The sequence below is a fragment of the Halobacillus locisalis genome, from assembly GCF_013694105.1.
Classification (GTDB): Bacteria; Bacillota; Bacilli; order Bacillales; family Halobacillaceae; genus Halobacillus; species Halobacillus locisalis.
This window is the reverse complement of sequence record NZ_JACEFG010000002.1, coordinates 823,505-835,407: the sequence shown is the minus strand read 5'-3', so window position 1 is coordinate 835,407 and position 11,903 is coordinate 823,505. Positions and strand designations below refer to the sequence as shown.

The following is an 11,903-nucleotide window of genomic DNA, read 5'->3' as shown; positions in this document are numbered from 1 at the left end:
GGATGATTGATTGAATGAAAAAAAATATGCTGTTTGCACTCTTTAGCATAATTCTCGTGATCACCCTCCTCTTATTCATCATTCAATCAGGTGGGAGAGTGGAAAATATAGAGACAGAAACGTTCATATCTAAGTGGATGACAAACGACAATGGCACACTCGCTACATTTCTAAAAGGTGACTCTACTCAAGATACTGACCAAGTACAAGGGCGCGAAGCCCTCTCAGAGTCATTAGGGTTATGGATGCAGTACGCACTTGAAAAAGATGACCAAGACTTATTCGAAGAAAGCTATTTACAGCTTCAACAATGGTTTTTAGAGGATTCAGGATTTATTTATTGGAGACTCTCGCCTATAGGAGAAGCAGAAGTCACGACGAATGCACTGGTTGACGACTTCAGAATTTACAAGGTCCTCCAACTAGCTTGTAATCGTTGGGGAGACGAAAAGTATGGGCACACTGCAGAGATAATTGGTGAATTTCTTATAGAACATCTAGTGAGCAACTCCTATTTTGCGGACTATTATGACAATAAAAGCGACTACCTTTCCCCTGTTTTAACATTGTCCTATGTGGACATTGAGGCCTTATTTTTGTTACGTGAAGAAGTAGGATTAGAGCATACCACGTTCAACCGTATGCTTGAACTGCTCAATACTATGCCGACTAAGAATGGCTTCTATCCCATGTCCTATCATGTCAGTGAGAATAGGTTTGAGTTTACTAAAGAAATCAACTTAATAGATCAGCTACTCGTGTCGCTACACTCACAAAGTCACAAAGACGAACTTATTCCTTTCATTAAAAAAGAACTTGATCATCGCCAAGCAATTTACGGAAGATACAATCTGGAAACGAAAGAACCTACTGTGAGCTATGAATCACCGGCCGTTTACAGCCTAGTCATTATGAAAGCAATTGAATTGGAAGACAAGGAACTAGCAAAACAAGCATACATGCGAATGATTCGTTTCAGAAGTAGTAGTTCTAAATATAAAGGAGCCTACTCTCTCACAAATCAGAACACCCATGTATTTGATAACCTTATGCCGCTTCTTGCCATCGAAAAAATGAAAACAAATGGTTGGATTGAGAAATAAGAAAGGGAAGATTATTCGAGTGTGGAAGAATTACGACTATCGAGAGTATTACATTTGAATATACCAAGCATTTGTTAACCCCCACTCATATTCTGGACATTTTGTTAGCCATGAAAAGCGGCTAAATTGTTTGAATTGGATGTATTACGTTGTTATTGGCAAAAGAAGGACGGCCAATTTTTAAAAGAGCCTCCCCCTTCTACTCCTATTAATTCTTATCGTTTAAAACCGCTGGACTTCCTTTTACGAAACCAGACGCTTTTTTATCACTGAATATGCTAAGGTCGTTCTCCATGGCTGAAAAGATACTCAATATCCCTCTAGTCATTTCTTTCTAAATCCTTAAACACAATTCATATGCATAATTTCGGATCAAGATCAATACCATCACGTTTATCTTCGTAAGCAATTGTTAGGTTTCTATCGAAGAATGAAAACTCTTTTTGTTATTCCTAAGAACTTTTCACCGGAGCATAAACAGGGTACATACGTATGTATATACGAATAAATGAGGTGCCCCCATGCAAATGATCGAATACTTGAAGAATAGTCTCATCGACTCCGAACGCTTCGCTACAAAATACACGGATATCCAAGACGAAGCCTACATCATTTCTCGTGAAGACTTACAATCAGGGAACGTATCCAAAGAATTATTAAATAACCTGCCCCAACAAGAGATTGATGTGTTAATCAATCCTGTCCGTCTAAAAAAGAAGCATCAACACATGACCGACGAAATGATTGCCCCGCTCTGGATTCCCGCTCTTTTGAATCAAGACGGGCACTTGTCTCCCCACCCTCGCGATCTCCCTTGGATGTCGGTTTATTATTTATTCCCTTCCCGTACCGGAGAGTCGTCTATCGGTTATGTGGAGGAATATGAAATGTTTTATGAAGACCGCACCCTGACTTTGGAGAACTGGGATGAATGCTGGGATTTCTCCCAACAGTTGTTCGAGCAGATCACCGGCTATTCCTTTGACGGGTTCAGTCATGATTCTTATACATTATTGGAGGGCGCGGCACTCAGTATCAACCCACAAGGAACCAATCGAAAACAAGGATTCATTTCTGTTCTGGACGACTTGCAAAACACCCCAGCAGATGAACATCCACTCATGTTTCGCGCCTTCACGAATTTAGAGAAAACGGAAAAGCAACTGCTCGACCGTCCGGAAACGTTCATCACCCAACATAAAAGACACCTGGGGCACATGAGCGCCACTTCCCCCTTGTCCACTTCGCAGCGGCAGGCATTGTATTACTTCTTTGAGGAAGAAGAAGGGAGCACATTCGCCATCAACGGTCCACCCGGAACAGGAAAATCGATGCTGTTGAACTGTATCGTCGCCTCATCTTGGGTGGAACGAGCCTTAGAACAATCGGAGCCAGACTTTCTCGTTGCGTCAGCCATTGATCATTTTACATCGTTAGACTTGGCCCACCAATATAAAGCCGATCATGATTCCGGTCTGACACTTGCCGGACGCTGGATTCCTGACGTCGACAGCTACTCTCTTTACGCAACCGTCGATTCGATGAATGTTTCCTCCCTTCCGCTTTTTTATCAAAACGACCCCTCCGCTTATCAAAAACGGTTGAGGGATCCGGACTATGTGAAAAAAGCGGAAGATTCGTTCCTTTCCCATTACGAAACGTATGCAGGACAAAAACTTGCAAGTGTGGAAGAGGCGACATCAGCGATTCATGAAGAGCTACAGGCGTTGTGTGATGACATGCAAAATGCGTTCTCGATTGTTGAGAAAGAAAATGAGAGTGATGTGGAGTTGTGGATGCGAGAACAGACGGGTGAGAGCGGCTCCACAGAAGATATGCTCCACTATTTGGACATCCAACACCGCTACCAAGCGTTTCTATTGGCCAGCCATTACTGGGAGGGCCGATGGATTATAGAAGCCAAAAAAGGGCAAAACGAACCTTATTCCCTTCATCATGATATCAAGTTTCTAAGTAAGCTGACGCCATTGATCGTGATGCCATCCTTGCACATGCCTTACTTTTTCACAGAAGGAGAAAACTTTGAACGTCCGGTGTACGATCGGATCGACTGGCTCATGATTGAAGAGGCTGGACAGATGCTGCCGGAACTCGCACCTATCATGGCGGCCTTTACGAAAAGCCTCATCGCGGTCGGAGACATTCACCAAGTCAAGCCGCAATGGAATATTACGAAGACATTCGATGTCGTCAATGTGCTGAATAGTGGTTGGACGGAGAATAGTCCTGAGAAGTTTTTCAATAGCGGAATCGCTTCAAGCAATGGGTCCGCTTTACTCATTGCCCAGCGTTTGAGTAAACACCAAGTCCACCCTGATATCGGCGGCGTTTTTCTGACGGAACACCGTCGCAGTGTGCCGGAAGTGATCGAGTATTGCAATCAGTTGATATATAAGAGCTGGCTGACGCCGATCAGGGAATCGATTGCAGATTATCCTTTTTCTCACCTCGGCATCCAGCACACAGAAGGTGAAGTGACACACCACCAAGCCGGACTCTCAAATGAGAAGGAAGCGGAAACCGTCGTTCAATGGATCCTTGATCATAAAGACAAGTTGAAAGAGTACTATGAAAGGAAAAGAGTTGAGAATATCATTGCGATCATCACCCCATTTCCTGAACAAAAACAACTGCTTGAAAATAAGCTGTCCGAACGCGAATTGAATCGAGTAACGGTAGGAACCATTCACATGATGCAAGGGTCCTCAAGTCCCGTCGTATTATTTTCACCCGTTTACCAAGACAATCAATCGAAGGTACTTTCCTTTGATGAAGATGAAACGCTGCTCAATGTTGCCGTATCCCGCGCGAAAGAGAGCTTTCTCGTCTTCGGCAACCAGCAGATCTTCAACCCAGATTCGAACCTTCCTTCCGGTTTACTCGCTCGACTCGCTGACAATAGTTAATTCGAGTTCCATAACGGGTAAACAGGATATGGAAACCAATAAAGGAGTGTTTGATGATGCCGAAATTTAAACTGAATGACGAAGTCCCAACATTTACACTGCCGCGCGTGTCTGGCGATGAATTCAATTTCTCGAATGCCCTAGAAAATAATGACTCGTGGCACTTGATCATTTATTTCCGCGGATCGTGGTGCCCTGCCTGCATGGGGGAACTGGACGAACTCGAAGAAAGCAAAGGTTATTTCGAGAAGCAGAACATTCAACTGACGACGATTACCCATGATGACAAAGATGAGTTGACAAAAGTCGTGAATGAGCACGGGTTTTCGTTCCCAGTCCTCATCGATGAGAATTTCGAGTTCCTCGAGTCTTATGACGTGCACTACCATAATGAAAGCGCCCCTTATGAAGATCACGGCGCACACGGCGAACCAGCCTACTTCCTGACTGATGAAAACGGAAAACTGCTTTACCAGCAAAGACAGACAAGCCCATTCGGCCGACCACACCCGAACGAATTACGCAAAATCATTAAATACATCAAAAACAACTTGAAATAAAAGGTACAGGAGCGTTGACCTCAACGCTCCTGTTTTTTCGTATAATCTCTCCCTTTGAAGCAAAACATACAATCAAAAGGAGGATGAATCGATATGAAGAAACGTAAAGCTCAACGCGATGCAGCGCTCACCAATAACAACACGCCCAAAGAAAGCCTGCCTAAAGAAGAGGAGCATCACCACCGTACGAACCAAAGCCGCCCGAAACGAGGGCCTGGAGCTAATACCTGATGTTGAAAAAGACACACGGATTACGGTTCCCGTGTGTCTTTTTATTTTAAATCGATAAGTCACGACCTTTTTGACCCGCATCTTCTCGTAAAACCGTAGAGAGAGAAAGCCTCAAAGCGGTTTTACATACGCTTACTCTCCAAAAGTGTTGAGAAGAAAGGAATCACCACACTTCTAGTGTAGGATTGTTCGTAAAAGTGTAGTGATCGAAACTCTCTCAGCACTTTTAATGTTCTTCGATGAACAGAATCGTCATGAGGAACACCAGATCATTTCATCCGCGGCTCCGCTCGCATCAGCAGATCCACAAGATGAACAGCGTCCATCCTATCTTCCATGCCTTCACGCTTAATGCCGAGCTTCATCTGTAGCAAGCACCCCGGGTTACACGTGACCACGGACCCTGCGTTTGTGCGAGATACATCGCCCATCTTCACATCTAGGATCTTCATCGACTCTTCGTAATTCACGATATTGTAAATACCGGCCGATCCGCAGCAGAAGTCTGGACGCTCCAGTTCTTCGAGCTGCAACCCTGGGACTTTTTCAAGCATAGCAAGAGGCGGTTCGATCACCTTCTGTACATGTTGCATATGACAAGACGGTTGGTAGGTTACCGTTTCCTCGAGAGGTCTCGTGAACGTCAGCCGATCCATCTCTACGAGCACCTGGGAGATATCGACGACGTGATCAGAAAAAGCGATGGCTCTTTCCTTCCATGCAGAACCCTCCTCAAATAGGTGAGGATATTCGATCAATTTCGCTCCGCAGCCGCCCGCATTGTTGACGATATAATCAAACGCTTCAGCCTCGAACGCACGTATATTCTCTTTCGCAAGCTCCACTGCTTTTTCCGCTTTTCCGGCATGTCCATGGAGCGCCCCGCAGCACGTCTGGCTTTCAGGCAGAACGACTTCGGCCCCGCTCCTCAACAACAATTCAATCGTATTCTGATTGGATTCGAAAAACACACTATCCATGACGCACCCTTTGAAGAAGCCGACTTTAGCGGTTGCTGGGCGTGTCCGAACGTAACGTGTTGCACGAGATTTCCGCTCCTTCGGTGACGGGATGCTCGGTAAGGCCGACGCAAATTCATTCAGATGCAAGGGGAGCCAGTCCCAATCGTTTATCCGTTGATCGAGTCCTGACTTTTGAAAAAGCCATGTCGCGTTTCCAAGCACATCCATCCATTTAGTTGATGGGAAGAATGCGTTGAATAGAAAATCCTCTACGAACCTTCCACTTCTCCTTTTTTCCGTTGAATCCTCAATCACGTCTTGAGCGCTTTCTAAGATTTTTCCATATTGTACGTTCGTCGGACAAACGGTAGTACACGCCATGCAGCCGAGACACTTCTCAATCGGCTCTCTCAAATCATCGATTTCGGCTTTTCCCTCTGCCACCATTTTCACTAAGTTGATCCGACCTCTGGGTGAGTGCGTCTCGCTCTCCATCGTTTCATACGTCGGGCAGGCTGGGAGACAATACCCACATTGCACACAATCGAACGTAGCATCATAGGCGAGTCGTTGTTTGAGCAGGCTACTCATCTCGCAACACCAACCGTTGACCCTTTTCTGCAAAAATCTTGCCTGGGTTCATGATTTAATTCGGGTCCCACGCGTCCTTGATCCGCTTCGTCATGTCGACGCCCACCTCGCCTAATTCGAGTTCCAAAAAAGGAGCTTTCATCGTACCAATGCCATGTTCTCCCGAGAGCGTTCCACCAAGCTCGAGCGCTGCCTCGAACATCTCCTCAACTGCCAGTTCAGCCCGTTTCATTTCTTCTGCATCCCTTTGATCGCACAAAATATTCGGGTGAAGATTGCCATCTCCTGCATGGCCGAACACGACGATTTCGACTTTATGCTTTTCTTTTATGGCTTGCAACCGGTCCATAAAATCAGGGATTTTACTCCTTGGAACGGTCGCGTCTTCCGATACTTTCGTCGGTTTGATTTTGGCGATAGCCGGGGACACTTGCTTTCTCGCATGCCATAGATCCTTCGCTTCCTTATCTGTTTTCGGAATGATGATGTCTTCTGCGCCCATATCGTTCATGATCTCCTCGACGATTTTCCGTTCCACTTGAAGTGCCTCTGGATGACCATCAAGTTCGACGATAATAATCGCCGCAGCGTCCACGGGTAACCCGATCGGCTGAAAATTCTCGACCGCTTGAATACAGGCTTGGTCCATGAACTCCATTTTGGCTGGTAAAATCCCTGACGTCAGCGTTTTCGATATCGCTTCGCCTGCTTTTCTCACGTTGGAAAAAGCGATCATCATCGTTTGGACAGCTGGAGGCTTCGGCATGAGCTTTAATGTCGCTTCTACAATCACTCCGAGCGTCCCCTCAGAACCGACAATCAATTTCGTCAGGTCGTACCCGGTCACATTCTTGATCGTCTGCCCGCCGGTGCGGATTACATCGCCTTCTGGTGTCACCACTTCAAGTCCTAGAACATGATCCTTCGTGACACCATACTTCAAGCCTCTCGGTCCGCCAGAATTCTCAGCTAAATTCCCACCGATTGTGGCAACGTGAGCGCTACTCGGGTCCGGGGCGTACATCAATCCGTGTTTTTCCGCTTCGTCATTGATTTTCGCGGTTAACACACTCGGTGTCACCGTTACCGTCAAATCCTCCGGACGCATATCGATTTTCTTCGGAAACTGTGATAGATCCAGCACGATTCCACCGTGAACAGGGAGCGGTCCCCCACTCAAACACGTGCCAGAACCACGAGGATAAACAGGTATCAGATGTTTGTTCGCAAGTTTCAACACTTGGACAACTTCCTGCTTTTGTTTCACCTTTACAACAGCCTCTGGCAAGTGTTCACCGAATGAAGCATCGAAACTATAACTATATCGATTGGCTAATGATGTCAGCACTTGACCTTCCGTGATACAGTTCTCTAATTCTTGCAACCAGGTCATACGTAGTTCTCCTCTCCGTCGAGCTTTAGATGGGTTCAAGGATCGTCATGTGTCGGATGAAAAGGCTCTCTCCTGCGGTATAAAGTTGTCCATCGATCCGAAAATCCCGTCCACTTTCATAATAGACTTGTCTTCCACGCTTCGTGAGTTCATCTAGGACCGCTTGTACATAAAGGTCTCTCCTAAATGTCCGATCGAAGCGGATGCGGATGTATCCTTTTCGAAAGGTGATTTCAGAGTTGATCCAGATAATAAAGAGGACAAGCAGGATGAGGCCAACGAATTTCACCAAACGGGACACCCTTTCCTTTCTAGCATTATGTACAACCGACACAACGACTCTAATAGAAGGAAAATTCTTATAATTCGAGTGTATCATAGAGACAGACAAAGGGGACAGGCACGCAGGCTCCGCAAATATGAGCCCACGCACCTGTCCCTACAACATCTATAAGGTTATGTTTTATTAGGCAGGGGAAACACGAGGTTTTCCGGACAACTTCTAAAGCTATTCGGACAAGACATGCAAGATTTCAGACATCTTCACACCTAATTCGGACAAGTCCCCTGCTTTATCGGACATTTCCCCCTAATTCGGACATTTGCTCAAACAATTCAGACAAAGAACGCGCTTTTCCGGACACCCGCTCCCTCAACAGTCAGCCTCCAATCTCACCATGATAGGAAGGTCCGATTATCTACATTTGGTTGAGTGTAGGAGGGAAATGACGAGACTCCCGCGGGAGAAGGACCTAGGCGAGACCCCACAGGGAGTGTCAACGACCGAGGAGGCTCGGCGGTTCCCCCGCAGGAAAGCGAGTTATTTCCCTCCTACACTCTGCTCTTTTATCATGAAGGACCTAAAACCCACATCAAAGCTGAGTCAACGTGTTCGTGACAGAAATCAACGTGACGATGATCGCGAAAATGATACCGCCCAAGTACGGATTGAGCGTAGCTTTGAAAATCTTACGAGAAATGATCGCCCCAATCGGAAGAATGAAGATGATCGACGTCAGCCAGATGCCCGCTATCGGAGATACGTTCTTGAAGAACACTTCTCCTGTCGCAAAGAACGTCACATATTGAAGCGCAAAGACGACCATGACACCGAGCCCGTTAAACAAAGCGACCAAAGCGGTATTGATCCATTCGCTCTTGCCATTACGTACATAATTGAAGCTGTTGATCGCCACTGAATTCGCTACAAAAAACAGCAGGAAGAACGGCAAGTATTTCAGGGCAATGATCAGTTTATCTGGTGTGAAAGCTTTCACGCCGAGCACCCAGAGTCGAAAGTCCGTTTTGAATAAATAATCACTCAAGAACACGAGCGCATAGGCAGAAGCACAGACCGTGAGTGCCAGCACGATCGTCTTCATAAGCGCTTTGAAGGAAAGCTTCACTCCTAGTGCTTCGAGAGACGGACGATTTTCTTTCGGAGTCAGCTTTCTTAAGACAACCATTAACACGATCGCAAAAATTCCGTTTACTGCTGCCCAAACTCCAATGTAAAACGTGTAGCCTTGAGGGAAGAAGTCCGGTCGCTGCGTCATGCCGAAACCAAACAGCCATAAATATGAGAGACCAGAGAAGATGGCACTGACCACTAATCCTCCCCAGAACCATGCCTTCTGTTTTCCACTCGACAACACCCCGGCTGCTGGTGTTTCTGTCGCACGGAGCATGGCGAATGGCTTCGTCTGAATCAGGACTTTTGTGAAACTGACTAAGAATATCCCGAACCCGATCAGTCCTAAGAAGTTGAAGAGTACTTTAAATGGCCAGATTTGATTCGTTGGAGCAATCGATTCTGGAGACCCAAGCGTCGCATCGAAGAACTCCAATGTTTGCTTCACGACATGTTGAGAAAAATGATTCCACGGATGCGTTTGATCCGGGTTGTAAATAACACGTGTCGCTTCGTCACCGTCTACATTTTCTGTGTACAGTTCGTAGCTTGAACGAGTATCGTCAAAGTCCTCGGGGGATGCCCCGAAATGCAAGAACGATTGAGCGTTGTCCGAGTTGATGTACTCTTTCGGTTGCGTAAATGTGCCATCCTCTTTTGGAGTACGGAAGAAGAATTCATCGTATTTCGCGGCGACAATGCCGACATCACGATTGCCATACTTGTTGATATATTCACCTGTATCAAGGTTCATGTAAGTCGCGTCATTTCCGATCAAAAGGACGGAAGAAATGAGTGGATTGTCCTTCTCATTATCCGCATCCACCGACCAATCCGCTGCTCTCGCCCCGTATGAGTGGCCGGTCACTCCGATTTTGGATGTGTCCACATAAGGAAGATCCGCCATCAGTTCCACAGCGTCATACATACCTGTCCCACGGTTCGGCCATTCCTCAGGCTTCACCGCGTCCGAATTTCCATGACCATACATATCAATCGACATGACCACATATCCGCGTCGTGATAATTCAACAAAATTTAGATCTTGCATCTCACGGTTGTTGAACCAGCCGTGACTGGTTACAATCCCAGGTGCCGGATTATCTTGAGAGACACCGTCTGGAACGAACAATAGCGCACTCATCATATGTCCAGACGGCGTTTCCCACCGCAGATATTTCACTTCGACGTTTCCACCTGAAGACTGGACAAAAGCGGCACCAATCATGCCAATAAAACAGAATGCCAGAGCAACGAACAACCACACCTTTGCCTTTTTCATGGTTTTCCTTCTTTCTATATTTTTGTGAAAAAACGGGTCTTCGACTATCTGACGATGTAAGCGCTGACATTAAACCGTACGTAAACAGTCCCCCTTTTTCCATCTGACATAGTAAAGTCGTCCACTAGTAACGTATTCATGATCGTTCCAAAAAATGAATAAGCCCTAGAGAAGTCCACATCGAACAGACGAAAAAACAGCCTGCCGAATGATCGACAGACTGTTCCTAAAGAATATCCTAACTAAGGGGAGGTCTAGGTTTCTTTTGTTTTGCGCCATTTCTGCTTCTACTAGGTGAAGCAATATACTCAAAGTCTAACAAAAATCAGGTGGATTACAATAGATATCGCTAGAATATAGACTTGGGAAAGTCCTAGTCAGAATCTCTGCTTTAAGGTCATTATACGGCGATGATTATGCAAGAAAAACGCACCTTTTTAACCTGTAAAAAGAAAGAGCCACGTCTTTTGTCTCCTCTTTTTTAAAAAAGGACAGGTTCATAAGTCTCACCGATGAACCTGCCCTTTCATTTTTTTATTTTTTCTCTATTTCAGCATTCGGATCAGATGTCCACTCGGCCATCGAACCGTCGTACACGACCACATTCTTGTGCCCTAACTTCTTAAGAAGCAGCGCGTTCCATGTTGCGGCAATTCCTCCACCACAATACGTGATGACCTTTTTTCCGGGATCAAGTGCGCCTGCTTTCTCGAACGCCTCTTTCAACTGCTCGTCTGAATGCAAGGCTTTCGACTCTTGGTCTGAATGATTGATGAAGGGGATATTGCAACTGCTCGGGATATGACCATTGTTGAACTCCTGTTCAGACAAGCTGTTCACTAATAGCACATCATCATCGTGCACAGCTTTTTCCACTTCTTCCTTCCCGACGAATAAATCCGAACGGCGTTCGCCGCTGAACTCAGAATTCGGGTAAGTTTCAATGCCGGAAGATAACGGACGTCCTTCTTCTTTCCACTTTGCGAGCCCTCCGTCAAGAATGGCGATATGATCGTATCCTTCATATAATAGCTGCCAAGCAAAACGCGATGCCCAATCAGACGCAATGACGTCAGATCCGACAACTGCATAACCTTGATCATAAATCACGGTGTACGTATTATCATCACCGATGCCAAGATTCTCAATCTTTTCTAGGAACCGCTCCCTGGAGGGCTTGGTGAATCCCAGGTCAGAATCCGGATCTGAGAAATCATGAAGTAAATCGGCATAGACTGCAGACGGGATATGGTTTTCTTTATACGTCTCCTCCCCCGACCAGACTTTTACTCCGTCAGCCCCAGGTTGTAAATAAGTGGTAGCATCCACGATCCGCAAATCAGAATCGTCCAACCTTTCCGCTAACCACTCTGTTGACACAAATAAAGGTAAATGTTCCATAGAATCCCCTTCCTTCTGTTTTAATTCAAACCAAATGACTAG

General features: G+C 45.9%; 8 protein-coding genes and 1 pseudogene. 4 read left to right on the top strand and 5 right to left on the bottom strand.

Features of this window, described 5'->3' with window-relative positions; genetic code table 11:
- The first annotated feature begins 14 nt into the window (after window positions 1-14).
- From H0266_RS11155 to H0266_RS11140, 4 genes are all read left to right on the top strand, one after another.
- Window positions 15-1,103, top strand: a complete 1,089-nt coding sequence (locus H0266_RS11155; protein WP_181472461.1) for a glycosyl hydrolase — start codon at window positions 15-17, stop codon at window positions 1,101-1,103.
- A 521-nt stretch (window positions 1,104-1,624) separates the two neighbouring features.
- The gene (locus tag H0266_RS11150) at window positions 1,625-4,030 is read left to right on the top strand and encodes a DEAD/DEAH box helicase (protein WP_181472460.1); all 2,406 of its coding nucleotides are present in this window, start codon (window positions 1,625-1,627) and stop codon (window positions 4,028-4,030) included.
- A 56-nt stretch (window positions 4,031-4,086) separates the two neighbouring features.
- Window positions 4,087-4,590, top strand: a complete 504-nt coding sequence (locus H0266_RS11145) for a peroxiredoxin family protein (RefSeq protein WP_181472459.1) — start codon at window positions 4,087-4,089, stop codon at window positions 4,588-4,590.
- Between the two features lie 93 nt (window positions 4,591-4,683).
- Window positions 4,684-4,821: a hypothetical protein gene (locus H0266_RS11140; protein WP_181472458.1), complete on the top strand. Its 138-nt coding sequence runs from the start codon at window positions 4,684-4,686 to the stop codon at window positions 4,819-4,821.
- Between the two features lie 269 nt (window positions 4,822-5,090).
- Here H0266_RS11140 and H0266_RS11135 read toward each other — a convergent pair whose 3' ends face one another.
- The 5 genes and pseudogenes from H0266_RS11135 to H0266_RS11115 form a co-directional block, all read right to left on the bottom strand.
- Complete coding sequence (locus H0266_RS11135; RefSeq protein WP_181472457.1) at window positions 5,091-6,374, bottom strand: (Fe-S)-binding protein; 1,284 nt, start codon at window positions 6,372-6,374, stop codon at window positions 5,091-5,093.
- Window positions 6,367-7,767, bottom strand: a pseudogene (locus tag H0266_RS11130) (FAD-binding oxidoreductase). The gene H0266_RS11135 and the pseudogene H0266_RS11130 overlap by 8 nt, the downstream one beginning before the upstream one ends.
- 25 nt (window positions 7,768-7,792) lie before the next feature.
- On the bottom strand, window positions 7,793-8,056 hold the full coding sequence (locus H0266_RS11125; protein ID WP_181472456.1) for a hypothetical protein: 264 nt from the start codon (window positions 8,054-8,056) through the stop codon (window positions 7,793-7,795).
- A 583-nt stretch (window positions 8,057-8,639) separates the two neighbouring features.
- Window positions 8,640-10,460: a dienelactone hydrolase family protein gene (locus H0266_RS11120; protein ID WP_181472455.1), complete on the bottom strand. Its 1,821-nt coding sequence runs from the start codon at window positions 10,458-10,460 to the stop codon at window positions 8,640-8,642.
- A 534-nt stretch (window positions 10,461-10,994) separates the two neighbouring features.
- Window positions 10,995-11,861: a sulfurtransferase gene (locus tag H0266_RS11115; protein WP_181472454.1), complete on the bottom strand. Its 867-nt coding sequence runs from the start codon at window positions 11,859-11,861 to the stop codon at window positions 10,995-10,997.
- Window positions 11,862-11,903: the final 42 nt, after the last annotated feature.

Coding starts and splice junctions, on each gene's coding strand:
- H0266_RS11135 (WP_181472457.1), bottom strand. CDS start 6,374: ATGAGTAGCCTGCTCAAACAACGACTCGCCTATGATGCTACGTTCGAT.
- H0266_RS11150 (WP_181472460.1), top strand. CDS start 1,625: ATGCAAATGATCGAATACTTGAAGAATAGTCTCATCGACTCCGAACGC.
- H0266_RS11115 (WP_181472454.1), bottom strand. CDS start 11,861: ATGGAACATTTACCTTTATTTGTGTCAACAGAGTGGTTAGCGGAAAGG.
- H0266_RS11140 (WP_181472458.1), top strand. CDS start 4,684: ATGAAGAAACGTAAAGCTCAACGCGATGCAGCGCTCACCAATAACAAC.
- H0266_RS11120 (WP_181472455.1), bottom strand. CDS start 10,460: ATGAAAAAGGCAAAGGTGTGGTTGTTCGTTGCTCTGGCATTCTGTTTT.
- H0266_RS11155 (WP_181472461.1), top strand. CDS start 15: ATGAAAAAAAATATGCTGTTTGCACTCTTTAGCATAATTCTCGTGATC.
- H0266_RS11145 (WP_181472459.1), top strand. CDS start 4,087: ATGCCGAAATTTAAACTGAATGACGAAGTCCCAACATTTACACTGCCG.